This window comes from Geodermatophilus sp. SYSU D00698 (assembly GCF_054050335.1).
Genome location: NZ_JBJGZD010000008.1, coordinates 90,192 through 115,414, shown reverse-complemented (window position 1 = coordinate 115,414; position 25,223 = coordinate 90,192). Strand labels below are relative to the sequence as shown.

The window sequence follows — 25,223 nt, the reverse complement described above, 5'->3', positions numbered from 1 at the left end:
TCGATCAGTACGGTCCCGGACCGTCCGGTTCCGCGACCGCCCCGGATCGCTCACCGTCCCCTGACACGGTCTCCCGACTCGCCGCGCGTCCCTTCCCGCCGAGATCCCTCAGCGCTAAGGTATCGACCCATGGCAGCGGCGCGCCGGGTGCGGATCGGGATCGACACCGGGGGCACGTTCACCGACGTCGTCGCCGTCGACGAGGAGACCGGCCGGACGACGACCACCAAGACGCCGTCCACCCCGGCCGACCCCGCCGAGGGCTTCCTGGCCGGCGTCCGCAAGGTGCTCGGCCTCATGGGCCTGGACGGCTCCGCGGTGACGGCGGTCAGCCACGGGACGACGGTCGCCACCAACCAGCTGCTCGAGGGCCGGCTCGACCGGATCGGGTTCGTCACCACCGAGGGCTACGAGTCGGTGCTCGAGATCGCCCGCCAGTCGGTGCCCGACGGCTACGGCAACAGCTACTTCTGGGTCAAGCCGCCGCGGATCGTCCCGGCCGACCTGGTGCGCACCGTGCGCGGGCGGCTGGACCACACCGGCGCCGAGGTCCGGCCGTTCGACGAGGACGACGCCCGCGCCGCCGCCCGCTTCTTCCGCGACGCCGGCATCACCACCATCGGCGTCTGCTTCCTGCACGCCTACGCGGACGACGCCCACGAGCGCCGCATGCTCGACGTCATCCGCGAGGAGCACCCGGACGCCGTCGTCAGCATCAGCTCGCAGGTGCTGCGCGAGTACCGCGAGTACGAGCGCTCGGTGACCACGCTCGTCGACGCCGCCGTGAAGCCGAGGGTCGGCGCCTACGTCACCAACATCCGCACCCGGCTCGACGAGATCGCGCCGGGCGTGCCCTTCTACGTCATGAAGAGCAACGGCGGCGTGCTGTCGGCCGGCGAGGTCGTGCACCAGCCGATCACCACGATGCTGTCCGGCCCCGCGGCCGGCGCCCTGGGTGCCGCGCTCATCGCCGGGACGGCGGGCTTCGACCGGGTGCTCACCTGCGACGGCGGCGGCACCTCCACCGACGTCACGGTGGTCGTCGACGGCGAGCCGGCGCTGACCACCGAGGGCTCGGTCGGCGACTACCCGAGCAAGATCCCGATGATCGACGTCGTCACGGTCGGCGCGGGCGGCGGCTCGATCGCCTGGCTGTCGCCCGAGGGCACGCTCAAGGTGGGCCCGAGGTCGGCCGGCGCCGACCCCGGCCCGATGTGCTACCCCGGTGGCGGCGACCAGCCGACGGTGACCGACGCCCACGTCGTCCTCGGCCGGATCCCCCCGCACCTGCTCGGCGGCGAGATCCCGCTGTCGGTCGAGGCCGCGCGCGAGGGCCTCCAGCAGCTCGGCGGGAAGCTCGACATGGACCTCGAGCGCACCGCGACCGGGATCCTGGAGATCTCCGCCTGGAACCAGGCCAACGCGCTGCGCCAGGTGACCGTCGCCAGGGGCCTCGACGTCCGCGACTTCACGCTCACCACGTTCGGCGGCTCGGGCTCGCTGCTGGCCTGCCGGCTCATGGACGTCCTCAACCTGCCCCGCACGCTGGTGCCGCCGAACCCGGGCAACGTCAGCGCGTTCGGCCTGCTCACCGTCGACGTCCGCAACGACTACGTGCAGACCGTCGTCTCCAAGCACCTCGACCTGGACCTGGCGCGCGTGCAGGCGGTCTTCGGCGACCTCGAGGCGCAGGCGCGGACCGCCCTGGACGGCGAGGGCTTCGGGCGCGACCAGCAGCGGATGCAGCGGACCGCCGACCTGCGCTACGTGGGCCAGGCGTTCGAGGTCCGCGTCCCGGTGGCCGACGGCGAGCTCGACCGCGCCGCCGCGGAGGACGTCGCGCAGGCCTTCCACGCCGCGCACCGCCGGCTCTACGGCTACGACTTCGCCGACGACCCGCGCCAGGCCGTCGAGTGGGTCAACCTGCGCGTCAGCGGCATCGGGCCGATCCGCCGCCCGGACATCGTCCGGCTGCCCGAGCGGGAGGGCGGGACGGACCGGGCCGTCACGGGGTCGCGCCGCGTGTTCTTCGACGACTGGGTGGACACCCCGACCTACGACCGCACCCGGCTGGGCGCCGGCGACGTGGTCAGCGGCCCGGCGATCGTCGAGGAGTTCGGCTCCACCGTCCCGGTCCACCCCGGCTTCGCCGCCACCGTCGACGCCCACGGCAACCTGCTGCTCACCAAGGAGTCGGACCGATGAGCCTCCAGAACGGCGCGGTCGAGGCCGACCCGGTCCTCGTCGAGATCGTCGCCGGCACGCTGGCCGCGATCGAGAAGGAGGTCGAGACCTCCATCGGGCGCACCTCGCGCTCGCCGATGATCCGCGACGCCCACGACTTCCGCGCCGGCATCCACGACCGGCAGCTGCGCAAGCTCACCGGCCGCTCGTACTCGGCGCTCGTGCACCCGGTGGTGCGCGACTACCCGATCGAGACCATGAACGTCGGCGACGTCTTCTTCCACAACGACGTCTACCTGTCCGAGGGCGGGATCGGCCACCTGCCCGACCTGTGCGTGACCGTCCCGGTGTTCGCGGCCTCCCCGGAGACCGGCGAGCCCCGGGTGGTCGCCTTCATCCAGGCGTTCGGCCACCACGACGACATCGGCGGCGCGGTGCCCGGCTCCATGCCGAGCGCGGCCACCAGCGTGTACGAGGAGGGCCTGATGGTCCCCCCGATCAAGCTGTGGGACCGCGGCGTGCCGAACGAGTCGGCCCTGAAGATCATGACCCGCAACTCGCGGATGCCCGACTCGCTGGCCGCCGACCTCGACGCCGAGTGCTCCGCGTGCCTGGCCGGCGCCCGGCGCCTGGGCGAGCTGTTCGACCGCTACGGCGTGGCCGCCGTCGAGGCCTGCTTCGACGCGATCCTGGCCAACTCCACCGAGGTGTACCGGCGGGAGATCCTGTCGCAGATCCCCGACGGCACCTACGTCTGGGAGGACTACGCCGAGCACGACGGCGTCGAGGAGCCCAAGCTCCACCGCCAGCGGATCACGCTGACCATGGACTCCACGCGGGAGACCCCGCTGGTCATCGACTTCACCGGCACCGGCCCGCAGGCCAAGGGCCCGATCAACCACTGCGGCGACTACGCCGACGGCAACTTCCTCAAGAAGTGGCTGGCGCCGATCCTGCGCAACCTCGCCGAGACGCCCGAGCGGATGGCCGAGCTCGACGTCAACGAGGGCGTCGTCCCGCTGATCGAGATGCGCTTCCCCGAGAAGGGCACGCTGCTCACGCCGGTCTTCCCGGCGCCCACCAACGCGCGGACGTTCGTCATCCTGCGGCTGCTCGGCGTGCTGGCCGGCGTGCTGGCCAAGGCCACCGGCGGCCGGATGCCCGCCGACCAGGAGACGATCCGCTACACCGGCGTCTACGGCACCGACCTCGACGGCAACCCCTACCTCATGCGCGAGGTGCTCGGCGGCGGCTCGGGCGGGCGGTACTACGCCGACGGCGAGGACACCATCCACGTCGTCCCGGACTCGCGGAACCTGCCGACGGAGTTCACCGAGTCCCGCTTCCCGCTGCGGGTCGAGCGGCTGGGCCTGGCGCTGGACTCCGGCGGCCCGGGCCGGTACCGCGGCGGCTGCGGCTACGAGAAGCACATCCGGGTGCTGCGCGACGCGCACTTCATGTCGATCGCCGACCGCTCGATCCTGTCCTGCTGGGGTGTCAACGGCGGTCGCGCGGGACGGCCGTTCCAGGTGACCGTCGACCCCGGCGGCCCCGACGAGCACGACGTCGACGCGCTGGCCGACGCCGAGCCGCTGCCGGCCGGCACGGTGGTGCGGATCCGCACCACCGGCGGCGGCGGCTGGGGCGACCCGCTGGACCGGCCGGTGGAGGAGGTCCTCCGCGACGTCGCCTGGCGCAAGGTGAGCGTCTCCGGCGCCCGCGAGGACTACGGCGTCATCGTGCTCGAGGACGGGTCGGCCGACGAGGCTGCCACCGCCGTGCTGCGGGACGAGATACGCGCGGCCCGCACCGGGGACGAGCCGTTCTTCGACCGCGGCCCCGGCTACGCGCTGCTCTCCGGCGGCGCGACGTCCAACGAGTTCGACCTCCTCTGAGCGCTCGTGCTCTGCCCCCGATCGGGGGGAGAGCACGAGCAGCGGCGTTCAGCAGACGGGGTGCCGGTGCTGCCCCGGGGGCGCGAACACCCCCCGCACTGACTCGCTCCGGGGGACGAGGACGGCGGTCCCGTTCTCCCGTGTCCACCCGGCCGGCAGAAGCAGGTACTGGTCCCCCGACTGCAGCACCAGCTTAAGTCCGTCGTAACGGAACCGATAGGCCGCCTCCGGGTCGAGGCACCGCACCTCCGTCACCCCGGCGACGGCCAGCCGCAGTGACTGCTCGCTGTAGAGGACGGCGTCGGCCGCCGCGGGCAGGTCTGCGACCAACTGCTGAGCCCTCCCCGTGCCCACGGCGATCGCATAGCTGCCGACCGCCCAGAAGAGCCCGATGCTGAACAGCAGGAATGCCAGTCCCCACTCCGCCAGCACGGTCGTCTCTGCTACGCGGGCGCCGCCGAGGGCCCTCGGCCGCCTCGACGAGCGTGACAAGTGGACGACATACGCCAGCAGGAGCACACCTGCGCTCAGTCCCAGGCCTCCGGCTTCCGGGTAGGCCGCGAGCAGCGGACCGGTCTGGGCAGCGTCCGCGACGGCCACCATGAGACACAGGACGCCGAACAGGGCGGCGATCGGAACGGCCACCCCGAGCACCCTGCGGCGCACCTTGGGGCCGAGTCGTTCCACCAGTACCCGATTGACGGCGAGCGCGAGCAACCCGAACACCGTGACAGCGGCGAGGGGGCGGAAGAGTCCGTCTGCGCTGCGGATCAGGTAGTCGTTCACCGTCAGGTCGAGCGTGGTGAAGTTGACGCGCAGGTAGCGGAAGAACCCGGTGATGTGCAGCCGGCCGAAGTAGAACAGCAGCCCGGTGAGCAGAGTCGTCGGTGCGACGATGGCGCCGGCGAGCTTCAGCAGACGCGGGAGGACCTCCGCCGACTCGGGGCTCGCCCCGCTGCCGGTGGGCGACGACTGGCCCGGACGCGGCGTCGATGGCGTGCCGCCCCCGCGTCGCTGGCGTCGGTTCCCCGAGGGGCGCGACCCACCAGGCTTGGGGGGTGACGCCCTCATCCGCCGCAGAGGGTCACCACGGTCACCACGGTCCCTCGCTCCAACACCGCGATCTGTCCGGGCACGGCCGTCTCCTCGGGCGTGTAGGCCAACGTGTCCACCGTGCAGGTGGACCGTTCCGCTGGGTCCACCGGTGGGGACTCGGTCACGAGGAGACAACCGGCGGTGTTCGCTGAGTCGCCGCAGCGCCTTGTCAGTTCCGCGTCAAACTCGGTCAGGGTCTTGCCCCTCATCGCGCCGAAGACCTCGATGCACTTCGTCTGCACGGTCACCGTGGTGCCTCGAGCGACCTGCCCGTTCGGCCCCACCGCCGGTTGCCCCGGGTCGGGATGCGTGAGGGTGAAACTCGCGACCCAACAGACGTCTCTGAGCCCCTGCGCCAGCCGCTCGGGCTTCTCGTCGATGACGAGGCAGTCCGGCCCCCCGGTCGGCGAGCCATCGCAGCGGCTCGCGACCTGGTCGTCCAAGAAGGTCAACACGTCGCCCTCGACCTGGTCGAACGGGTCTATCTCATAGGGCGCGCCAGCGCGTGAGGGCTCCTCGGGTGACGGAGCGGGGGCCGGCGCAGGCGCAGGAGCCGGAGCAGGCGCAGGAGCCGGAGCAGGAGCGGGTGCAGGCGCCGGAGCCGGAGCCGGGGCAGGCGCCGGAGCCGGAGCGGGTGCCGGATCGGGATCGGTGCCCGGATCGGGATCGGTGCCCGGATCGGGATCGGTGCCCGGATCGGGATCGGTGCCCGGATCGGGATCGGTGCCCGGATCGGGATCGGTGCCCGGATCGGGATCGGTGCCCGGATCGGGATCGGTGCCCGGATCGGAGTCGGTGCCCGGATCGGACGGGGATCCCGGATACGCGTCCGATCCGGTGCCGGGTGCGGGAGCTGTGGTAGAGGTGCCCGGGGTCGACTGTTCAGTCCGCCCGCTCCCCTGGGTGGGCGACGGCTGAGTCCGGGGCGTCTCCTCGGACGCGGTCGTCGACCCGCCGCCACAGGCGACGAGCAGGACCGCCAGGAGGACGCCGAGGAGGAAGCGGATTCGAGCGGCGCAGGTCATGGTGACCTCCTGCGGCCGAAGCCGGGACTGACGGTGACCACCGTTGCCGCCCCCCAGTGGGCGGTCAAGGGACCTACTGCTCGCGCGCGACCACCGTCCGCAGTCCTCGGCACGCCCGGTCACCCTGCTGCGGGGACCCGCCGCGAGCGTGCGAACGGTGCGTCCCCGCAGCAGGGCCTCGCTCAGGTGACGGGGTCGGTGCTGCCGGCGCCCGGCTTGGCGCTGTCGCCGGTCTGGCCCTCGTCGCCCTGCGTGGAGGTGTCCTCCTCGACGCCCTCCGGCCGGATCGGCGTCTCCTCCAGCACCTGCTCCTCGGCCTGCTCGCGGTCGGTGCCCGGCACCTCGGTCATGGTCGACCTCCCTGGTCGTCGTCGCGTGCCGGTCCCCTACCCCGCCACCGCCCGGGCAGGCGCGGGTTCGCCGCCGGTGAACGGGGCGCGCAGGACCGCGGCGGTGGCCTCGTCGGCGGGGAGGAACGCCTCGACCGACAGCTCGGCCGCGGTGAGGTCGACGGCGGTGCCGAAGGTGGTCACCGTGCTGAGGAAGGACAGCACCGTGTCGCCGGCGCGGATCCGCAGCGGGACGGCGATGCCGTCGGGCGTCGAGCGGTCGGTGCCGCCGGGGAGCGCGGCCAGCTCGCGGTGCAGCGCGGCGAGCTGCGGATCGCCGGTCAGGTGCGCCTCGCGGCCCAGCCGGTGCAGGACGTGCGCCCGCCACTGCGGCAGGTTGGCGATCCGCGGCGCCAGCCCCTCGGGGTGCAGGCTCAGCCGCAGCACGTTGACCGGCGGCTCGAGCAGGTGCGCGGCGGCGCCGTCGAGCAGCGGCGCCACGCTCGCGTTCGCGGTCACCAGCTCCCACGACCGGTCGACCACCAGCGCCGGGAAGGGCTCGTGGGCGGCGAGCACGAGGTCCAGCGCCCGGGTGACGGCGGCCATGTCCGGGGAGTCCAAGCCCCGGCGGCCGTAGGCGGGGGCGAAGCCGGCGGCCAGCAGCAGGTCGTTGCGCTCGCGCAGCGGCACCTCCAGCCGCTCGGCCAGCCGCAGCACCATCTCCCGGCTCGGCCGCGACCGGCCGGTCTCCAGGAAGCTCAGGTGCCGGGCGGAGACCCCGGCGTCGTTGGCCAGGACCAGCTGGGACAGCCGGCGGCGCTGCCGCCAGCCGCGCAGCAGCTCCCCGACGTCCGGGCGCACCGCGGTGGTCACGGCGCGGACGCTAGCGACGACCGCGCCCCGCGTCGCCTACCCGCGAGGTAATCGACGCCCTTCCCCGGCAGCGCCACGGTCGTCGCCATGACAACGACCGTTCCCACCCGCCGTCCCCTCGACCTCCTCCGCGTGGCGCTGCGCCTGGACGCCGTCGTCACCGGCGCCAACGGCCTGGCCTACCTGGCCGCCGCGCCGCTGCTGTCCGACCTGCTCGGCGTCCCCGCCGGGGCGCTGCGCGGGCTGGGCGCCTTCCTCGCCGTCTTCGCCGCCGGGGTCGCGCTCGTCGCCGCCCGCCCGCGCGTCCCTCGGGGCGCCACGGAGGTCGTCGTCGGCGCCAACGCGCTGTGGGCCGCCGGCAGTGTCGCCACCGTCGTCGCCGGCCGCTTCGACCTCACCGCCGCGGGGACGGTCTGGGTGCTCCTCCAGGCCGCCGTCGTCGCCGGGTTCGCCGCCCTGCAGCTCACCGCCCTCCGCACCCGCTGACCCCACGAAGGAGACCACCGTGACCGCCACGCCCGACCTCGCCGACCGCTACCTCGCCGCCTGGAACGCGACCGACCCCGCCGCGCGGCGGGCGCTGGTCGAGGCGCTGTTCACCGAGGACGTCACCTACACCGACCCGATGGCCGACGTCGCCGGCCGCGACGGGCTGGACGCGACGATCGCCGCCGTCCAGGCGCAGTTCCCGGGCTTCGTCTTCCGGCTCGCCGGCCCCGCCGACGCCCACCACGGCCAGGTGCGTTTCACGTGGCACCTCGGTCCGGAGGGCGCCGAGCCGCCGGTCACCGGGTTCGACGTCGCCGTGACCGACGGGGACGGCCGCATCCGCACCGTGCTCGGCTTCCTCGACCGCGTGCCCTGATCTCGCGAGGGACTCAGCGCCGCCGCTGCCACCAGCGGCGGCGCTGCGGCGTGGGCGGCACCTGGGCGGCCGGCGGCTCGGGCGCCGGCGGCGGGCGGTCGCGGCGCCAGCCCTCGACCAGCGCGTCGACGTCGGCCAGGCCCGGCACCGGCGACCAGCGGCTCTCCGCCGGCCGCCGCCAGAAGGCCTCGACCCGCGCGTTGTAGTCCTCGGCGACGGCGCGCACGGCGTCCTCCGAGGGCAGCGCGGCCACCCGCGCGGGCAGCTCGTCGCGCTCCCGGCGCAGCGCCAGGCCCGGCGGCAGCATGTCCGCCGGCGCCACGCCCTCGCGGCGGGCCTTGGCCACCGCCCAGTCGTAGGCGGTCTCGTTCGGGTCGAAGGCCGGCAGCGGCCTGCCGGCGCCGCGCAGCCCGGTGAACTCGCCGCGGTCCTGGGCCTGGCCGATCTGCCGCTCGACCCAGGTCTCGAACGACACCCCGGGCGGCTTCCGCTGGGTCACCCCACCACCTCCGCCTCCATGCTCCGCCTCTGGGAGGCTGCCGTGCATGCGGACGACGGGCAGCCGGGAGGTCTACCGCAACCCGTGGATCCGGGTGCGCGAGGACACCGTGGAGCGGGGGGACGGCTCCACCGGCGTCTACTCCGTCGTCGAGAAACCCGACTTCGCCGTCGTCATCGCGGCCGAGCGCGACGGCTTCTGGCTGGTCGAGCAGTTCCGCCACCCGGTGGGCCGCCGGGCCTGGGAGTTCCCCCAGGGCACCTGGACGGCCGGCAGCAGCGGGACGGCCGAGGAGCTGGCCCGCGCCGAACTGGCCGAGGAGACCGGGCTGCGGGCCGGCCGGCTCGAGCACCTGGGCCACGCGGACCTCGCGCCGGGGCTGTCCACCCAGGAGTTCGACGTCTGGCTCGCCACCGACCTCACGCCCGGCCCGACCGCCCGCGAGGTGACCGAGGCCGACATGGTGGCGGCGTTCACACCGGAGGCGGAGCTGCGGGCGATGGTCCGCGACGGCCGGTTCACCGACGGCCCCTCGCTCGCCGCCTGGGCCCTGCTCCTGCTCCACCGCGGCTGACCCCCGGCCCCGCCGCAGGGGCCCGCCGCGGGCGTGCGAGCGGTGGGGGCGGCGGGGTCCCTCCGTCAGGCGGCGCGGAGGGAGCGCAGTGCGGGGGTGACGCGGGCGAGCTCGTCGAGCATCGCCTTGCCGCCGGCCTCGAGCTCGGCGTTGGGCACGAACTCGTCCTGGTCGTCGAGGAACTGCGCGAAGAACGGTACGGAGATCGCCTCGGGGACGGTGTGCAGCCGCAGCGCGCCGAGCACCGGCTTGACCGCCGACGACGCCCGCAGGCCCGCCGAGACGCCGCCGTAGGTGACCAGCGCGGCCGCCTTGTCGGCCCACTCGACCGACAGGTAGTCCAGCGCGTTCTTGAGCGACGCCGGGAAGGAGTGGTTGTACTCCGGGGTCACGAAGACGAACGCGTCCGCGCGGGACACCGTCGCGCTCCAGTCCTTCGTGTGCTGGTGGGTGTACCGCTGCAGCCGCGGGTGGTCGGGCTCGTCGAACACCGGCAGGCCCACCTCGGCGAGGTCGACCAGCTCGACGTCGAAGCCGCCGTGCTCCTGCGCGAGGCGCTGCACCCAGCGGGCGACGGCGATGCCCCGGCGCCCGGGACGGGTGCTGGCGGCGATGACCTGCAGGACGGGACGGGACACCGGGACCTCCGGGACGACGACGGGACCGACTCATTGAGGACTCAACCGTTGTGGTGGTCAACCGCTTCCGCCCTCGGGGGGTGACGAGCACCGCACCGACTCGACCCTCACGTGAGGGGAGGGTGCTGACAGGATCGTTGCAGAGTGCACCGGCCCGACGACGCGCGCGTGCCCGCCCCAGCGCCCGCCGACCCGAACGGACCCGATGTCCTCCCCTGCCCTGCGCCCGTCCCGTCCCGCCTGGCTGACCTCCGCCCGCGTCGCGCGCACCGAGGTGCTGGCCGGTCTCGTCGTCGCCCTCGCGCTCATCCCCGAGGCGATCAGCTTCTCGGTGCTCGCCGGCGTCGACCCGCAGGTGGGCCTGTTCGCCTCGTTCACCATGGCCGTCGTCATCGCGTTCATCGGCGGCCGGCCCGCGATGATCAGCGCGGCCACCGGGGCGGTCGCCCTCGTCGTCGCCCCGCTCGTGCACGACCACGGGCTTCCGTACCTGCTCGCCGCCGTCGTCCTGGGCGGGGTGTTCCAGGTGCTGCTGGCGGTGGCGGGCGTGGCCCGGCTCATGCGCTTCGTGCCGCGCAGCGTGATGGTCGGCTTCGTCAACGCGCTGGCGATCCTCATCTTCGCCGCGCAGGTGCCGCACCTGGTCGGCGTGCCGTGGCTGGTGTACCCGCTGGTCGCCGCCGGCCTGGCGGTCATCGTGCTGCTGCCGCGGCTGACCACGGCCGTCCCGGCGCCGCTGGTGGCGATCGTGCTGCTCACCGCCGTCACCGTGCTGGCCGGCTGGGACCTGCCCGACGTCGGCGACGAGGGCGCCCTGCCCGACAGCCTGCCCGGGTTCGCGCTGCCCGACGTGCCGCTGACCTGGGAGACGCTGCGGATCGTCGCGCCCTACGCGCTGGGCGTCGCCTTCGTCGGGCTCATGGAGTCGCTCATGACGGCGCGCCTGGTCGACGACCTCACCGACACCCGCTCGGACAAGACCCGCGAGTCGTGGGGCCAGGGCGTGGCCAACGTCGTCACCGGCCTGTTCGGCGGGATGGGGGGCTGCGCGATGATCGGCCAGACGATGATCAACGTGCGCTCCGGCGCCCGCACCCGCCTGTCGACCTTCCTGGCCGGGGCCCTGCTGCTCGTGCTGGTCGTCGTCCTCGGCGACGTCGTCGCGGTGATCCCCATGGCCGCGCTGGTCGCCGTCATGGTCTTCGTCTCCGCGGCCACCTTCGACTGGCACAGCCTCCGCACGCTGCCGCGGATGCCGCGCAGCGAGACGGCGGTCGTGCTCGCGACCGTGGCCGTCGTCCTCGCCACGTCCAACCTGGCGATCGGCGTGGGCGTCGGGGTGCTCGTGGCGTGCGTGCTGTTCGCCCGCCGGGTGGCCCACCTGGTGCGGGTCACCCCGGACACCGCGCCCGACGGCACCCGGGTGTACCGCGTCTCCGGCGCGCTGTTCTTCGCCTCCAGCAACGACCTGCTCGACCAGTTCGACGTCGCCGGCGACCCGGACCGCGTCGTCGTCGACCTCTCCGCCGCCTCGGTCTGGGACGCCTCCACCGTGGCCACCCTCGACGCGCTCACCCAGCGGTACGCCGGGCACGGCAAGACCGTGGAGATCACCGGGCTGGACCCCCACTCGGCGGCCCGCTACGAGCGGCACTCGGGGCAACTGGCCGGGGCGCACTGATGGGACGGCTGCTGCAGATCGGTCAGGTGGCCGAGCGGACCGGGCTGAGCCTGCGCACCATCCGCTTCTACGAGGAGAGCGGCCTGGTGCTGCCCTCCGGCCGCACCGAGGGCGGCTTCCGGCTCTACGGCGAGGACGCCGTGGCCCGGCTGGAGGTGGTCGAGCGGATGGAGCCGCTGGGTCTCACCCTCGACGAGGTGCGCGAGCTGCTCACCCTGCTCGACGACCTCGCCGCCCGGCCCGGGGACACGGTGCTCACCGGCCGGCTGCGGGTGTTCCACGAGGCCGCCCTCGCGCGGGTGGAGGCGCTGCGGGCCGAGCTCGCCGTCGCCGAGGACCTCGCCGGCACGCTGGCCGCCCGGCTGGAGGCCACCCGGTGGGGCGTTACCCGATCGTGCCTGGACGGCGGGACCCCGGCCGTGCCGCCGCCCGGAGCCGTCGCGCAGGGTGGCGACCCACCCTGAACGGGTGAGTTCGCAGCTCAGGGGCCTGCGCCGGGGGCGCGCACCCTCGACGCTGTCCCGGTGCCGCTCTCCGCTCCCGGCCTGCCGGACCTGCCGCCGGACCTCGCCGGGCCGGTCGCCGTGGAGCTGGCCAGGCCGGTGCGGGACCTCCCGGTCGCGTCCGCGCTGCCCGGCGGCTGCCGCTACGAGCCCAAGTGGGACGGCTACCGGCTGGTGGTCGTCCGCGGCCGCGCCGGCACCCGGCTGTGGTCCAAGCAGGGCCGTGACCTCACCGACCGCTTCCCCGACCTCGCCGCGGCCGCGCTCGCCCAGGTCCCGGCCGGGACGGTCCTCGACGGCGAGGCCGTCGTCTGGAACGGCGAGCGGCTGGACTTCGGGCTGCTGCAGCGCCGGATGGTGACCGCCCCCTCCCGGATGACCGCCCTGGCCGCCGCGCACCCCGCCTCCTACGTCGCCTTCGACCTGCTCGCCGCCGGCAGCGCCGACCAGCGCCGCCGGCCGTTCCGCAGCCGCCGCGCCGCCCTCGAGGAGCTCGCGCGGCGGTGGGCGCCGCCGATGCAGCTCTCGCCGGTCACCGCCGACCCGGAGGAGGCCCGCGGCTGGGCCGCGGACCTGCGCCCGCTCGGCGTGGAGGGCCTGGTCGCCAAGGGTGCGGCCACCCGGTACGCGGGCGGGCGCCGCGAGTGGCTGAAGGTCAAGTCCTGGGAGACGACGGAGGTGCTCGCCGGCGGCGTCATCGGGCCGGTCGACCGCCCGAGCCAGCTGGTCGCCGGCCGCTGGCGGGACGGGGAGCTGGTCGTCGTCGGCCGCACCGGTCCCCTCTCCCCCGCGCAGTCGGCGGAGCTGGCCGCCGTCCTCACCCCCGCCGGCGACGACCACCCCTGGCCCGAGCGGATCGGCACCGGCCGCTTCGGCGGCGGGCGGCTGTCGGTGGCACTCACCCGCGTGCAGCCGACGGCCGTCGTCGAGGTCAGCGCGGACGCCGCGCTCACCGCCGGGGTGTTCCGGCACCCGCTGCGCTACGTCCGGGTCCGCCCCGACCTGCGCCCCGCGGACGTGCCGCCCGCGGGCTAGGGCCGCTGCGGCACCCGGCCCAGCGTGACGAGGAACCGGCGCAGCAGGCAGGCCAGCTGCGCGAGCTCGTCCTCGGACAGCCCGGCCAGCAGGCCGCGCTCGGTCTCCAGGTGGTCGGGCAGGGCCGCGTCCAGCGCCGCCCGCCCGGCGTCGGTGAGCGTGACGACGACGGCCCGCCCGTCGGCCTCGCTGCGGGTGCGGGTGATCAGCCCCTTCTCCTCCAGCCGGTCCAGCCGCTGGGTGATCGCCCCGGAGGTGACCAGCGCGGTGCGCATCAGCGCCGTCGGCGTCAGCTGGTAGGGCTCCCCGGCCCGCCGGAGCGCGGCGAGGACGTCGAAGGACGGCGCGTCGAGGCCGTGCCGGGCGAAGGTCGCGCGCTGGGCGAGGTGGACCTCCCGCTGCAGCTGGGTGATCCGGCCGATGACCCCCATCGGCGAGCAGTCGAGGTCGGGACGCTCCCGGGCCCACTGCTCGAGGATGAGGTCGACCGCGTCCTCCACGCAGGTACCTCAGCAGTGAGAGAACGGCAGCGTCAAGCCGCGCCCCGCCGCGACACGGGGTCGGCCAGGCCGGCGGCCAGCCGGACGGTGAGCCCCGCGGGGTCGGGCACCAGGTCCACCGCGTCCCACAGCTTGCGGGCCAGCCACAGGCCCATGCCGCCGGCGGCGAGGTCGTCGCCGTGCGCGGGCACGAAGCCCGCGAGCGGGTCGGCGAAGCCGGTGCCGGAGTCGGTGATCGTGACCACCAGCGTGTCGCGGTCGGCCCACACGCGGGCCGAGATCGGCCGCCGGCCGTGCCGGAAGGCGTTGGCCGCCACCTCGCTCACGCCCAGGTGCAGGTCGGCGCGCTGGTCCTCGTCGGGGACGACCTCGCCGAACACCCGCCGCAGCTCTCCGCGCAGGCCGGCCAGTGCCGGCGCGCCGTCGACGGCGTACACGGGCTCCCCGGCCTCCACCGGCTCCCGGGCGGCCGCGAGGTCGTGCAGGCAGGCGACGGGGTCGCGGTACTCGGAGCTGCTGACCCGCATGCCGCCCATCCACAGCTCCGGGTGCGTGCGCCGCGCGTTGAGGACGACCTCGGCCGGCGCCCGCTCCCGGTCGTAGACGCACATGCAGGACACCGGCGTCCCCTGCACCAGCGCGTTGGACGCCGCCTCGTACCGGAGGATCTCCCGCCAGCGCCGCGGGACCGACCCGTACAGCGGCTCGGCGAGGATGCGCAGCCGGCCCGACCCCCGGGTCGCGGCGTGTTCCACGCGCTGCCGGATGACGGCGAAGGCGTCGGGCACGCGAGCACCGACCAGGCAGATCCGGGGGTCGTCCTCGAGGTCGCCGGACCGCAGGCCGAGCGCCCGGCGGACCGCCGCGGCGGTCTCCGGCGGGCAGGCGAGGACCGCCAGGTCCCCGGCGCTCAGGCCCTCGTCCACATAGGCGGCGGCCACGGCCACCGCCTCGCCGGACCCGCGGACGAGCGCGGCACTGTGGTCGAAGGCCGACCGGGACGGGGTCGTGGACGAGCCCCGCGCCGCCGCGCCGCTCGTCGGCTCCGCCTGCGTGGCGGAGGCTCCCGTCCCAGGTTCCACTGGCCCCTCGACCGCCTCCGGTCCGGAACTGCTCCGGCCCATCCCCCCTGATTGTGGGACACGGTGCGGGGGGTCCGCTCGCGGGGTGCCCGGTACGCCCCCGTACGGGTGGGCCGGCGCCACTACGGCGCGGGCACCGGGACGGCGGGCACCCCGGCGAGGACGAGCACGCGGGCCGGCGCGGAGCCCTCCGCGGTGCGCACCTCGGGGACCGCGCGGCGCTGCTCGGCCAGCCGGAGCAGCTCGAGCACCAGCCCGACGCCGGCGCTGGCCAGGTAGGGCACCTGCCGCAGGTCCAGCACCACCCGTGTCCCGCCCGCGACGTCGCCGAGCGCCCGCAGCGCCTCGGCGCGCAGGGCCGGGGTGGCGGCCAGGTCGACGTCGCCGGCGAACTCCAGCCGCACGCCGCCGGGCCCCCGGTCCACGGTCAGGCGGGCCGGGCCCGCGTCGGTGCGGGCGGCGGCGCGCCGGGACACCGGCTCGTCCCGCCCGGGGCCGGCCGGGACGAAGCGGAAGCGCACCGTGGTGCCCGCGCCCTCCGTGCCGCTCGCGTCGACCGAGCGGCCCACCTCGACGTCGTCGGCGAGCGCCGAGATCAGCTCCAGCCCCCGGCCGCGGTACCCCCGGTCGGCCGGCGCCGGGCGCCACACGCCCTCGTCCCGCACGCAGACGTCGACGCTGCCGTCGGCGGTCCGCTCGAGCCGGTACTCGCAGCGGCCCTCGCCGGCGGTGGTGGCGTAGGCGTGCTCGACGGCGTTGGCCAGCGCCTCACCGAGGGCCAGCTGCAGGTCGTCGAGGGAGTCCCCGCCCACCCCGGCCGCCCGGGCCCAGGCGGTGACGGTGCGCCGCACCCCGCGCAGCCGGGACGGGTCGGCCGGCAGCACCTCGTGCAGCGGCGGGGGGACCAGCCGGGCCGCGATGACCGCGACGTCGTCGGGGAGGGCGTCGGCGTCGAGCACCTCGGCCAGCAGCGCGCGGGTCAGCCGGCAGGGCTCGACGTCGGACAGCCGGGCCGCGGCGTCGGCGACCCGGCGCAGGCCGGTGTCCAGCGGCTCCCGGCGGCGCTCCACCAGGCCGTCGGTGTAGAGCAGCAGCGTCGTCCCGGGGGTGACCGGGGCGCTGCCCTCGGTGTAGGGCCGCCGGCCCGGGGCGCCGAGGACCGCGCCCGCGCCCTCCTCGAGGAAGGTCGCCGCGCCGTCGGCCACCAGCAGCGGCGGCGGGTGGCCGGCGCGGGCCCACCGCACGGTGCCGGCGGCCCAGTCGAGCACCAGGCAGGCCGCCGTCGAGGCCAGGGCGCCGGGCAGCCGCGCGGCGAACCGGTCCAGCAGCTCCAGCGCCTCGGCCGGGGAGCTGCCCTGCAGCAGCGCCGTGGACAGCGCGCTGCGCAGCTGCCCCATGACGGCGGCCGCCGCCGGGCCCTGCCCCACGACGTCGCCGACGGCGATGGCCACCCGGCCCCGGCCCAGCTCGACGACGTCGTACCAGTCGCCGCCGGCCGAGGTGCCCGCGGCGCCGGGCAGGTACTCCGCGGCGAGCGCCAGCCGCTCCAGCCGGGGCACCGCGGCGGGCAGCAGGCTGAGCTGGATCGTGGAGGAGATGTCCTGCTGGGCGCGGTAGAGCCGGGCCCGCTCCAGCGCCGAGGCGCACTGCTCGGCGACGGCCAGGAGCATGCCGCGCTCGACGGCCCGGAACCGCTGGGCGGCCGGCGCGCCCACGCCGACGACGCCGACGACGCGGCCGGCGACCAGCAGCGGCAGCCCGACCACCGCTCCGGGACCGCCGGGCGGGGGCGCGGTGTCCGGCGAGGCGGCGGTGTCCTCGATCCACACCGCACGCCGCTCCGCGGCCGCCCGGGTGACCGCCAGCGACGCGCTGAGCGGGATCTCCGACCACTGCTGCGCGTCCTGGTCCGCGGCGTTGCTCCACAGCAGGCGCAGCGCCCGGCGGGCGTCGTCGATCTCGTAGACGCCCACGGAGCTGCCCCGGCCGGTCAGGACCTCGACGTGCCGGGCCGCCGCCTCGGCGACCTCCACCGGCGTGGTGGCGGCCGACAGCTCGGCGGTGACGCGCTGCAGCAGCCCCAGCCGGCGGGCGGTGGCCCGCTCGTCGGCCAGCAGCAGCGCGTTGTCCAGGGCCAGCGCGGACCGGGTGGCGATCTCCTCGGCCAGCGCGCGGTCGTCGTCGTGGAACGGCGGGGCGTCGTCGCGGCGGCCCATCGCCAGCACCGCGCGCACCCGGCCGCGGACGGTGAGCGGCACGACCAGCGCCGAGCGGAGGTCCAGCCGGACGCCGCCGTCCCCCACCCCGGACAGGCGCGGCCGCAGCACCGGTTCCCCGGTCTCGAGCACCTCGCGGCCCAGGCCGCCGTGCGGCTCCAGCCCGGCGAGCTCCATGCGGACGTCGCCGTCGACGCCGGCGCGCCCGGCGTAGCGCAGCCGCCCGTCCTCGCCGACCACGCGGACGGTGCAGACGTCGGCCAGCCGCCGGTCGACCAGCAGCCGCGCGAGGCCCGCCAGCTGCCGCTCGGCCTCGGTCTCGCGGTCCAGCGTGGTGCCGACCTCGGCGAGCAGGGTCTGCCGCTCGGTCTCCCGGTACCGGGCGTTGATGTCGGTGCAGCTGCCCACCCAGCCGCCGGCCGTGCCGCCGATCGGCACGGCGCGCTCGAGCAGCCAGTGGTAGGCGCCGTCGGCGCGGCGGAGCCGGAACTCGACCTCCCAGCCCTCCCCGGCGGCGACCGCGGCGGCCACGGTGCCGGCGTACCGCTGCGCGTCCTGCGGGTGCAGCCCGGACCGCCAGCCCTCGCCGAGGTCCTCCTCGACCGCCCGGCCGGTGAACGCCGTCCACCCGGCGTTGAGGAACTGCCGCCGGCCGTCGTCGCCGGCGACCCAGATCAGCGCCGGCGCGAGGTCGGCCATCGTGGTGAACCGCTCCTCCGCCTCCCGGCGGGCGCGGCCCAGCTGCAGGTGGGCGTCGACGCGGGCGAGCAGCTCCTGCGCGGAGAACGGCTTGACCAGGTAGTCGTCGGCGCCGGCGGCCAGGCCCTCGACGGCGGCCTCCTGGCCGGCGCGGGCGGAGAGCAGGACCACCGGCACGCGGGAGGTGCGGGCGTCGGCGCGCAGCGCGGCCAGCAGCTGCATGCCGTCCAGCCGCGGCATCATCACGTCGCTGACGACGAGGTCCGGCGGGTCGGCCAGGGCCGCCTCCAGCGCCGCCTGCCCGTCGCCGACCGCGCGGACCTCGTGCAGCGGCGCGAGCAGCCGCACGACGTAGTCGCGCATGTCGGCGTTGTCGTCGGCGACGAGGACCCGGCCGGCGCGGCCGCCCTGCGCGCCGGGTGCCGCCGCGGGGGCGTCGTCGGACTCCCCCGGCAGCCAGCGCAGCGCCTCGGCGACGAACGGGGTGGCGCCGGGCGAGATCGCCGGTGCCTCGGCCGCCGCGGGGACGAGGCGGTCGGCGGGCAGGTGCGCGGTGCCCAGCGGCACGCGGACGGTGAAGACGGTGCCGACGTCGGGCGCGCTCTCCACCTCGATCGACCCGCCGTGCAGGCCGACCAGCTCGCGGACCATCGCCAGCCCGATGCCGCTGCCCTCCCCGGACCGGCTGCGCGCGCCGGAGACGCGGGAGAACCGCTCGAACAGCCGCGGCAGCTCCGCGGCGGGGATGCCGGTGCCGGTGTCGGCGACGGTGAGGACGACGGTGTCGTCGTCCTCCCGCAGCCGCACCGTGATGCCGCCCGCGAAGGTGAACTTCAGCGCGTTGGAGAGCAGGTTGAGGACGACCTTCTCCCACATGTCCCGGTCCACGTGCACCGGCTGGGACAGCGGCGGGGTGTCGACGGTGAGCCGCAGGCCGGCCCGGTCGACGGCGGAGCGGAAGACGCTGGCCAGCTCCGCGGTGGTCGCGGCGAGGTCGACCGGCTCGAACCGGGCGTCGATGCGGCCGGCCTGGATGCGGGAGAAGTCGAGCAGGGTGTTGACCAGCTTCTGCAGGCGCAGCGCGTTGCGCTCCACAACCTCGAGCTCCTCGGCGACCCGCGGGTCGGCCGTGAGCACCGGGGAGGAGCGCAGCTCGGCGACCGGGCCCATGATCAGCGTCAGCGGCGTGCGGAACTCGTGGCTGACGTTGCTGAAGAAGTCGGTCTTGGCGCGGTCCAGCTCGGCGAGGGCCTCCGCGCGCCGCCGCTCGGCCGCGTGGCTGCCCGCGTTGGCCAGGCCCGAGGCGATCTGGCCGGCGACCAGCTCGAGGAAGCCGGTGTAGGCCCCGTCGAGGACGCGGTGCGGGTTGAGGCCGACGACCAGGAAGCCGGCGACACCGGCGGCGTCGGGCAGCGGGGAGGAGACCGGCACGGCCAGCGCCTGCACCGGCGGGCGGTCCCAGGCGCCGGTCGGCAGGCCGGGGAGGCGGTCCAGGCCGTCGACGACGACCTGCTCTCCGGCGCGCAGCCGGGACAGCGGCCACACCGCGTCGTCGGCGAGCGTCCCCGGCGCCGCGGCCGAGCCCGGCGTCAGCCCGGTGGCGGTGCCCAGGCGGGCGGTGCCGTCCTCGTCGACCAGGTAGGTGGCGGAGAAGGGCAGGTCGGCGTCGTTGCGGGCGAGCTGCTCCCCGACGGCGGCCAGCACGTCGGCCTCGGTGCGCGTGGCGGCCACCGCCGTCGCGAGGTCGCGCAGGCTGGCCATCCGCCGCTCGGCCAGCACCCGGTCGGTGTTCTCGGTGACGACGCAGAGCATCCCGGCCGTGCGGCCGTCGTCGTCGGCGACCGGGCTGTAGGAGAAGGTGTGGTAGGTCTCCTCCCGGTAGCCGCTGCGCTCGAGGAACAGCAGCAGGTCCTCGTCCCAGGTGGCGATCCCGGTCTCGAGGACCGACTCGATCCGGGGGCCGATGTCGTCCCAGATCTCCGCCCACACCTCGGACGCCGGGCGGCCCAGCGCCCACGGGTGCTTCCCCTGCAGGGTGTCCCGCTGGTAGGCGTCGTTGTAGAGGAACGAGAGCTCGGGACCCCAGGCGGCCCACATGGAGAACCGCGACGTGAGGACGATCCGGACGAGGTTGCGCAGCGCCGACGGCCACCGCTCGGGCGGTCCGAACGGCGTGCCGGACCAGTCGCGAGCGGCCATCTCCCGGCCCACCTCGCCACCGCCGGAGAAGAGCGAGGCGAGCGCGTCCTCGGTCACCGCGCCACCACGGAGGGCAGCCTAGGCGCTGCTCCCGGGACCCGCCGCGCCCCGCCCGGCCAGGGTGTCGAGGGCGGCGCGGTCCAGCCCCGTCGCGGCGGCGGCCTCGGCCGGGTCGACGGCGCCGCAGTCCAGGCCGCGCAGCACCACGCCGGCCAGCGCGCGGGCGGTGGCCGGCTCGTCGAGGACCCCGCCGTCGACCCGCTCGACGTAGGCCGTCAGCCGCGCGGCCGCGGCCGGCAGGGCGCCGCGGAAGAAGGCGTAGGTGGCCGCGTACCGGGTGACCAGTTGCGCGGGGTGCAGGTCCCAGCCCTGGTGGAGGCCGCGCTCCAGCGCCCGGCGGACCAGCCCGGCGTGCACCCGCCAGCCGGCGTGGACCTGCTCGCGGGAGCCGACGGGGAGGACGTTGGTGGAGCCGTCGACCGCCCGGGCGCCGGTCCCGGCGACGGCGACCTGCATGAGCTGCTTGGCGAGGTCGAGCGCCGGGTGGTCGGAGGACTGGTGCGCCGCCGCGATGCCCAGCGCCGCGCTGTAGTCGTAGGTGCCGTGGTGCAGGCCGGTCAGCCGCGGGCCGGCGGCGTGCACCATCCGCGCGAGGGTCACCGCGCCGTCGGCGCCGAGCACCGCCTGCGGGGTCTCCACCTGCAGCTCGAGGTCGAGAGCGACGCCGTGCGCGGCCTCCAGCGCGTCGAGGACGGGCAGGAAGGCCCGCACCTGCTCGACGTCGGTCACCTTCGGGAGGGTGACGGTGGCCCGCGGAGCGCTGACGGCGGAGAGGAACAGGTCGAGGGAGCGGACGCCGCGGCGGCGGGTGGGTCCCTCCAGCGACTTGGCCCGGATGCCCACCGACGGCGGCGCCGTCCCGGCGTCGAGGTCGCCGGCCAGGGCCTCGGCCGCGCGCAGGACGTCGCCGTCCTCGGCGTCGGGCCGGCCGCGGTAACCGTCCTCGGCGTCGACCCGCAGGTCCTCGACCGGCTCGGCGGCGAGCTTGGCGCGCACCCGGGGCAGCACCTGCTCGAGCAGCGCGGCGTCGTAGCCGAGGTCGGGCAGGCCGTGCTCGTCGAGCGCGGTCAGCGCCGCGGCGCCCCACGCGGCGGCCAGGCCCGGGACGACGGCGTCGGCGGGCACGTAGCAGGTGTGCACCGGCTGCCGCCCCGGCCGCTCGCCGGGGTACGCGGCCGTGCGGGCGGCGTCGACGGGTGCCAGGCGGCGGTCCAGCTCGGCGTAGACGTCCTCGCCCAGGGTCACGGCGCAGCTCGGATCGGTTCGGCCCCCGTGCAGGGGCCCGCGGCGAGCTCGTGAGTGGCGGGGGGCACGGGGGTCCTTCAATCGATGAGCTCGTAGGCGGGGAGGGTGAGGAAGTCGGGGAACTCGTCGGCCAGCGCGACCTGCTCGAACAGCCGCCGGGCGTCGTCGAGGCGCGGCAGCTCGCCGATCCCCTCGACCTCCTCGGCGACGACGCGGCGCACCAGCTCCCCGGTCACCGTCTCGCCGGTGTCGAGCTGCACCCCGGCGTGCACCCACTGCCACACCTGGGAGCGGCTGATCTCGGCGGTGGCGGCGTCCTCCATGAGGCCGTGGATGCCGACCGCGCCGCTGCCGCCCAACCACGCCGCCAGGTAGCGGATCGCCACCTCGACGTCGGCACGCAGGCCGGCCATCGTGCGCCCGCCCGGGACACCGGCGACGTCGAGCAGCTGTGCCGCGGTCACCGCCACCTCGGGGCGCTGCCGGTCGAGCTGGTTGGGGCGGTCGCCGAGGACGGCGTCGAAGGCCTCGCGGCAGACCGGCACCAGGTCGGGGTGGGCCACCCAGGACCCGTCGAAGCCGTCGCCGGCCTCGCGGGTCTTGTCCTCGCGGACCTTCGCCAGCGCCCGCTCGTTGGCCTCGGCGTCGCGCCGCGAGGGGATCGCCGCGGCCATGCCGCCGATGGCCACGGCGCCGCGGCGGTGGCAGACGGCGACGAGCTGGTCGGTGTAGGCGCGCATCATCGGCGCGGTCATGGTGACGGCGCCCCGGTCGGGCAGCACGAAGTCCGGACCGGCCTCCCGGAAGACCTTGATGACGCTGAACAGGTAGTCCCAGCGCCCGGCGTTGAGGCCGGTGGCGTGGCTGCCCAGCGCGTACAGCATCTCCTCCATCTCGAAGGCCGCCGGGATGGTCTCGATCAGCATCGTGGCGCGGATCGAGCCCTCGGGGATCCCGAGCACCTGCTCGGCGTGGTCGAACACCAGCTTCCACAGCCCGGCCTCGAGCCGGCCCTCCATCTTCGGGAGGTAGAAGTACGGCCCGCTGCCGCGGGACAGCTGCTCGGCGGCGTTGTGGAACAGGTACAGCCCGGCGTCGACCAGCGCGCCGACGGCGGGCTGCCCGTCGACGAGCAGGTGCCGCTCGGGCAGGTGCCAGCCGCGCGGGCGGGGCACGATCGTGGGCAGGTCGCCACCCTCGCGCAGCCGGTACTCCCGGCCCTCGGGCGTGGTGAACGCCAGCTGCCGGCGGACGGCGTCGCGGAGCACCAGCTGGCCGCCGACGACGTTGCGCCAGTGCGGGGTGTTGGCGTCCTCCAAGTCGGCCAGCCACACGTTCGCGCCGCAATTGAGCGCGTTGACCGCCATCTTCGGCTCGGTCGGGCCGGTGATCTCCACGCGGCGGTCGACCAGGCCGGGCGGCGGCGGGGGCACCCGCCAGTCGCCGTCGCGGATCTCCGCCGTCTCCGGGCGGAAGTCCAGCCAGCGGGCGGCGGCGATCTCGGCGCGGCGGGTGGCGCGGGCGGCGAGCAGCGCGTCGCGCTGCGGGCCGAACCGGCGCTGCAGGTCCGCGACGAACTCCAGCGCCTCGGGTGTCAGCACCTCCCCGGACCGCTCGACGTCGGGGCCCTCCACGCGCACTCCGCTGGTGTCGAGGCTCACCGCTGGTCCCCTCTGCCGGCCGGGATGGGCTGCCATCCTGTCACCGTGTCCCGCCTCGACGAGTTCAACAGCGAGCCCGCCGACGCCGCCGTCGAGCAGCTGCGCGGCTGCAACGCCGCGCCGCGCTTCGCCGCCGAGCTGGTCGCCGGCCGCCCGTTCCCCGACGCCGACACCCTCGTCCGCCGGGCCGGGGAGGTGGCCCGGTCGCTGCCGTGGGACGAGGTGCAGCTGGCGCTGGCCGCGCACCCGCGCATCGGCGACCGGGTGGAGGGCTCCTCGGCCGAGGCGGCGGCCTCCCGCCGGGAGCAGGGGTCGATGGGCGGGGCCGACGACGACACCCGCGCCGCGATCGTCGAGGGCAACCGCGCCTACGAGGAGCGGTTCGGGCACGTCTACCTGATCCGCGCGGCCGGGCGGTCGCCGGAGGAGATGCTCGCCGAGCTGCGCCGCCGGCTGGGCGACGACGCCGACGCCGAGCGCGCCGAGGTGGTCGAGCAGCTCGCCCAGATCACCGAGCTGCGGGTGCGGGAGCTCGTGGCGTGAGCGTCTCCACCCACGTCCTCGACGCCGTCGCCGGGCGGCCGGCCGCCGGCATCGCCGTCCGGCTGCTCGCGGGCGACGACCTGCTCGCCGAGGGCACCACGGACGCCGACGGCCGCTGCCGGCTGACGGAGGGCGCCACCACCGCCGGGCCGCACCGGCTGGTGTTCGCCACCGGCCCCTGGTTCGCCGGGCGCGGGGTGGACGCCTTCTGGCCGGAGGTGACGCTGACCTTCGCCGTCACCGCGCCCGCCGAGCACCACCACGTGCCGCTGCTGCTCTCGCCGTTCGCCTACTCCACCTACCGGGGCAGCTGAGGCGCGCCGGTTCCACGTGCAACACCGGCGCAGTGCAACACCGGCGCAACGGGTGTGCGGCAGGCTGCGCGCATGGCGATCGTGCTCGGACCCAACCAGTACGGGAAGGCGGAGGTCCGCGTCGTCGCGGTCGACCGCAGCTCCCCCCGGCACGAGCTCGTCGACCTCAACGTGAGCACCAGCCTGCGCGGGGACTTCACCGCCGCGCACACGCGGGGCGACAACGCGCACGTGCTGACCACCGACGCGCAGAAGAACACCGTCTTCGCCTTCGCCCGCGACGGCGTCGGCTCCCCGGAGGCGTTCGGGCTGCGGCTGGCCCGCCACCTGGCCGGGTCCTACGACTGGATCACCGGCGCCCGCGTGGCCGTGGAGTCCTACGGCTGGGAGCGGATCGCCGTCGGCGGGCAGCCGCACGACCACGCCTTCCGCCGGCCGGGCGGGGAGGTCCGGACGGCGGTGGCCACCGTGGACGGCGACGACGTGCACGTGCTGGCCGGCCTGTCCGACCTCGTCGTCCTCAAGACCACCGGCTCGGAGTTCTGGGGCTTCCCCCGCGACCGGTACACGACGCTGGCCGAGACCCGCGACCGCGTCCTCGCCACCGCGGTCACCGCGCGCTGGCGGTACACCCCGGCCGACGGCGCACTCGACGGCAGGGACTGGTCGGGCCTGCACGCCGGCGTCCGGACGGTGCTGCTCGAGGCGTTCGCCGCCACGCACTCCCTCGCGCTGCAGCAGACGCTGTACCGGATGGGCCAGGCGGTGCTCGAGGCCTTCCCCGACGTCGCCGAGGTGCGGTTGTCGATGCCCAACAGGCACCACTTCCTGCAGGACCTCTCGGCGTACGGCCTGGACAACACCCCCGGCTCGGACCACCCCGTCGTCTACCACGCCGACGACCGCCCCTACGGGCTCATCGAGGGCAGCGTGCTCCGCGACGACGTCCCGCCGGCCGAGGTCGCGTGGCTGGGCACGCCGGGCTTCTGCTGAGGTGGGGGCCGTGAGCGACGAGCGCGAGGTCCTGACCTACGAGCTGTTCGGCACCGCGGCGCGGGAGCTGGCGCAGCAGGTCGCCGACGACGGCTTCGAGCCCGACCTGGTCCTGTCGATCGCCCGCGGCGGGCTGTTCCTCGGCGGGGCGCTGGGCTACGCGCTCGACGTCAAGAACCTGTTCGTGATGAACGTGGAGTTCTACACCGGCGTCGACGAGCGGCTGGACCTGCCGGTGGTGCTCCCGCCGACGCTGGACGCCGTCGACCTGACCGGCGCGAACGTGCTGGTCGCCGACGACGTCGCGGACACGGGCAAGACGCTGGAGCTGGTCCGCGACTTCTGCGCGGGCTACGTCTCCGACGTGCGGACGGCGGTCGTCTACGAGAAGCCGCGCTCGGTGGTCAGCTGCGACTACGTGTGGAAGCGCACCGACCGGTGGATCGACTTCCCGTGGTCGTCGCTGCCGCCGGTGCGCACCCGCAGCACCCGCCCGCCGCACTGACGGCCGTCGA

At 75.6% G+C, this 25,223-nt stretch carries 23 protein-coding genes; 12 read left to right on the top strand and 11 right to left on the bottom strand.

All coding sequences use genetic code 11. The features are described from left to right. Window positions 1-129 precede the first annotated feature (129 nt). Together ACI8AB_RS09945 and ACI8AB_RS09940 are read left to right on the top strand one after the other, a co-directional pair. A complete protein-coding gene (locus ACI8AB_RS09945; RefSeq protein ID WP_456950001.1) occupies window positions 130-2,205 on the top strand; it encodes a hydantoinase/oxoprolinase family protein in 2,076 nt (691 codons plus the stop codon). Continuing rightward, window positions 2,202-4,079 carry a hydantoinase B/oxoprolinase family protein gene (locus tag ACI8AB_RS09940; RefSeq protein WP_456950000.1) on the top strand — a complete coding sequence of 626 codons (1,878 nt, stop codon included), beginning with the start codon at window positions 2,202-2,204 and terminating at the stop codon, window positions 4,077-4,079. Before ACI8AB_RS09945 ends, ACI8AB_RS09940 begins: the two co-directional genes overlap by 4 nt. 48 nt (window positions 4,080-4,127) lie before the next feature. Here ACI8AB_RS09940 and ACI8AB_RS09935 read toward each other — a convergent pair whose 3' ends face one another. From ACI8AB_RS09935 to ACI8AB_RS09920, 4 genes are all read right to left on the bottom strand, one after another. Next, window positions 4,128-5,150, bottom strand: coding sequence for a hypothetical protein (locus ACI8AB_RS09935; RefSeq protein ID WP_456949999.1), 1,023 nt, complete (start codon window positions 5,148-5,150; stop codon window positions 4,128-4,130). After that, window positions 5,147-6,199: a hypothetical protein gene (locus ACI8AB_RS09930; protein WP_456949998.1), complete on the bottom strand. Its 1,053-nt coding sequence runs from the start codon at window positions 6,197-6,199 to the stop codon at window positions 5,147-5,149. Before ACI8AB_RS09930 ends, ACI8AB_RS09935 begins: the two co-directional genes overlap by 4 nt. Before the next feature lie 182 nt (window positions 6,200-6,381). Beyond that, window positions 6,382-6,549, bottom strand: a complete 168-nt coding sequence (locus tag ACI8AB_RS09925; RefSeq protein ID WP_387991213.1) for a hypothetical protein — start codon at window positions 6,547-6,549, stop codon at window positions 6,382-6,384. 36 nt (window positions 6,550-6,585) lie between these two features. Beyond that, window positions 6,586-7,401 carry a helix-turn-helix domain-containing protein gene (locus tag ACI8AB_RS09920; protein ID WP_456949997.1) on the bottom strand — a complete coding sequence of 272 codons (816 nt, stop codon included), beginning with the start codon at window positions 7,399-7,401 and terminating at the stop codon, window positions 6,586-6,588. Between the two features lie 87 nt (window positions 7,402-7,488). Between ACI8AB_RS09920 and ACI8AB_RS09915 the strand changes: the two genes are divergently transcribed. Both ACI8AB_RS09915 and ACI8AB_RS09910 read left to right on the top strand, forming a co-directional pair. Continuing rightward, window positions 7,489-7,887, top strand: a complete 399-nt coding sequence (locus ACI8AB_RS09915) for a hypothetical protein (protein ID WP_456949996.1) — start codon at window positions 7,489-7,491, stop codon at window positions 7,885-7,887. A gap of 19 nt (window positions 7,888-7,906) precedes the next feature. Further along, window positions 7,907-8,266 (top strand): nuclear transport factor 2 family protein, encoded by a 360-nt coding sequence (locus tag ACI8AB_RS09910; protein WP_456949995.1) that lies wholly within the window; start codon window positions 7,907-7,909, stop codon window positions 8,264-8,266. 13 nt (window positions 8,267-8,279) lie between these two features. Here the strand turns inward: ACI8AB_RS09910 and ACI8AB_RS09905 are convergent, their stop codons facing one another. Then, window positions 8,280-8,765, bottom strand: coding sequence for a DnaJ family domain-containing protein (locus tag ACI8AB_RS09905; protein WP_456949994.1), 486 nt, complete (start codon window positions 8,763-8,765; stop codon window positions 8,280-8,282). Window positions 8,766-8,811: 46 nt separating this feature from the next. Between ACI8AB_RS09905 and ACI8AB_RS09900 the strand changes: the two genes are divergently transcribed. Continuing rightward, window positions 8,812-9,339, top strand: coding sequence for an NUDIX domain-containing protein (locus ACI8AB_RS09900; RefSeq protein ID WP_456949993.1), 528 nt, complete (start codon window positions 8,812-8,814; stop codon window positions 9,337-9,339). Between the two features lie 65 nt (window positions 9,340-9,404). On the opposite strand, the gene ACI8AB_RS09895 is transcribed toward ACI8AB_RS09900, so the two are convergent. Next, the gene (locus tag ACI8AB_RS09895; protein ID WP_387991229.1) at window positions 9,405-9,977 is read right to left on the bottom strand and encodes an NADPH-dependent FMN reductase; all 573 of its coding nucleotides are present in this window, start codon (window positions 9,975-9,977) and stop codon (window positions 9,405-9,407) included. A gap of 205 nt (window positions 9,978-10,182) precedes the next feature. Between ACI8AB_RS09895 and ACI8AB_RS09890 the strand changes: the two genes are divergently transcribed. Genes ACI8AB_RS09890 through ACI8AB_RS09880 form a run of 3 tightly spaced genes read left to right on the top strand, consistent with a single transcriptional unit; the run spans window position 10,183 to window position 13,196 of the window. Further along, window positions 10,183-11,658 carry a SulP family inorganic anion transporter gene (locus ACI8AB_RS09890; RefSeq protein ID WP_456949992.1) on the top strand — a complete coding sequence of 492 codons (1,476 nt, stop codon included), beginning with the start codon at window positions 10,183-10,185 and terminating at the stop codon, window positions 11,656-11,658. Next, window positions 11,658-12,122: a MerR family transcriptional regulator gene (locus tag ACI8AB_RS09885; protein ID WP_456949991.1), complete on the top strand. Its 465-nt coding sequence runs from the start codon at window positions 11,658-11,660 to the stop codon at window positions 12,120-12,122. The genes ACI8AB_RS09890 and ACI8AB_RS09885 overlap by 1 nt, the downstream gene beginning before the upstream one ends. Window positions 12,123-12,182: 60 nt before the next feature. Continuing rightward, window positions 12,183-13,196 (top strand): ATP-dependent DNA ligase, encoded by a 1,014-nt coding sequence (locus ACI8AB_RS09880; protein ID WP_456949990.1) that lies wholly within the window; start codon window positions 12,183-12,185, stop codon window positions 13,194-13,196. On the opposite strand, the gene ACI8AB_RS09875 is transcribed toward ACI8AB_RS09880, so the two are convergent. The 5 genes from ACI8AB_RS09875 to aceB form a co-directional block, all read right to left on the bottom strand. After that, window positions 13,193-13,696 carry a MarR family winged helix-turn-helix transcriptional regulator gene (locus tag ACI8AB_RS09875; RefSeq protein ID WP_387991241.1) on the bottom strand — a complete coding sequence of 168 codons (504 nt, stop codon included), beginning with the start codon at window positions 13,694-13,696 and terminating at the stop codon, window positions 13,193-13,195. The two genes, ACI8AB_RS09880 and ACI8AB_RS09875, sit on opposite strands and share 4 nt — an antisense overlap. Before the next feature lie 32 nt (window positions 13,697-13,728). Continuing rightward, window positions 13,729-14,820: an anti-sigma factor RsbA family regulatory protein gene (locus tag ACI8AB_RS09870; protein WP_456949989.1), complete on the bottom strand. Its 1,092-nt coding sequence runs from the start codon at window positions 14,818-14,820 to the stop codon at window positions 13,729-13,731. A gap of 80 nt (window positions 14,821-14,900) precedes the next feature. Then, the gene (locus ACI8AB_RS09865) at window positions 14,901-19,949 is read right to left on the bottom strand and encodes a SpoIIE family protein phosphatase (RefSeq protein ID WP_456949988.1); all 5,049 of its coding nucleotides are present in this window, start codon (window positions 19,947-19,949) and stop codon (window positions 14,901-14,903) included. A gap of 21 nt (window positions 19,950-19,970) precedes the next feature. Next, window positions 19,971-21,197, bottom strand: coding sequence for a DUF6986 family protein (locus ACI8AB_RS09860; RefSeq protein ID WP_456949987.1), 1,227 nt, complete (start codon window positions 21,195-21,197; stop codon window positions 19,971-19,973). A 77-nt stretch (window positions 21,198-21,274) separates the two neighbouring features. Continuing rightward, window positions 21,275-22,858: a malate synthase A gene (gene aceB, locus ACI8AB_RS09855; protein ID WP_456949986.1), complete on the bottom strand. Its 1,584-nt coding sequence runs from the start codon at window positions 22,856-22,858 to the stop codon at window positions 21,275-21,277. A gap of 45 nt (window positions 22,859-22,903) precedes the next feature. Between aceB and uraD the strand changes: the two genes are divergently transcribed. From uraD to ACI8AB_RS09835, 4 genes are all read left to right on the top strand, one after another. Then, on the top strand, window positions 22,904-23,401 hold the full coding sequence (gene uraD, locus ACI8AB_RS09850; protein ID WP_456949985.1) for a 2-oxo-4-hydroxy-4-carboxy-5-ureidoimidazoline decarboxylase: 498 nt from the start codon (window positions 22,904-22,906) through the stop codon (window positions 23,399-23,401). Next, on the top strand, window positions 23,398-23,715 hold the full coding sequence (gene uraH / locus ACI8AB_RS09845) for a hydroxyisourate hydrolase (RefSeq protein ID WP_456949984.1): 318 nt from the start codon (window positions 23,398-23,400) through the stop codon (window positions 23,713-23,715). Before uraD ends, uraH begins: the two co-directional genes overlap by 4 nt. A 72-nt stretch (window positions 23,716-23,787) precedes the next feature. Further along, window positions 23,788-24,708, top strand: coding sequence for a factor-independent urate hydroxylase (gene pucL, locus ACI8AB_RS09840; protein ID WP_456949983.1), 921 nt, complete (start codon window positions 23,788-23,790; stop codon window positions 24,706-24,708). Between the two features lie 10 nt (window positions 24,709-24,718). Further along, a complete protein-coding gene (locus ACI8AB_RS09835) occupies window positions 24,719-25,213 on the top strand; it encodes a phosphoribosyltransferase (RefSeq protein WP_387991264.1) in 495 nt (164 codons plus the stop codon). Window positions 25,214-25,223: the final 10 nt, after the last annotated feature.

Bases quoted from the DNA above. Each gene is read 5' to 3' on its own strand.
- ACI8AB_RS09945 (WP_456950001.1), top strand. From the start codon at position 130: ATGGCAGCGGCGCGCCGGGTGCGGATCGGGATCGACACCGGGGGCACG.
- ACI8AB_RS09940 (WP_456950000.1), top strand. From the start codon at position 2,202: ATGAGCCTCCAGAACGGCGCGGTCGAGGCCGACCCGGTCCTCGTCGAG.
- ACI8AB_RS09935 (WP_456949999.1), bottom strand. From the start codon at position 5,150: ATGAGGGCGTCACCCCCCAAGCCTGGTGGGTCGCGCCCCTCGGGGAAC.
- ACI8AB_RS09930 (WP_456949998.1), bottom strand. From the start codon at position 6,199: ATGACCTGCGCCGCTCGAATCCGCTTCCTCCTCGGCGTCCTCCTGGCG.
- ACI8AB_RS09925 (WP_387991213.1), bottom strand. From the start codon at position 6,549: ATGACCGAGGTGCCGGGCACCGACCGCGAGCAGGCCGAGGAGCAGGTG.
- ACI8AB_RS09915 (WP_456949996.1), top strand. From the start codon at position 7,489: ATGACAACGACCGTTCCCACCCGCCGTCCCCTCGACCTCCTCCGCGTG.
- ACI8AB_RS09900 (WP_456949993.1), top strand. From the start codon at position 8,812: ATGCGGACGACGGGCAGCCGGGAGGTCTACCGCAACCCGTGGATCCGG.
- ACI8AB_RS09890 (WP_456949992.1), top strand. From the start codon at position 10,183: ATGTCCTCCCCTGCCCTGCGCCCGTCCCGTCCCGCCTGGCTGACCTCC.
- ACI8AB_RS09885 (WP_456949991.1), top strand. From the start codon at position 11,658: ATGGGACGGCTGCTGCAGATCGGTCAGGTGGCCGAGCGGACCGGGCTG.
- ACI8AB_RS09870 (WP_456949989.1), bottom strand. From the start codon at position 14,820: ATGGGCCGGAGCAGTTCCGGACCGGAGGCGGTCGAGGGGCCAGTGGAA.
- pucL (WP_456949983.1), top strand. From the start codon at position 23,788: ATGGCGATCGTGCTCGGACCCAACCAGTACGGGAAGGCGGAGGTCCGC.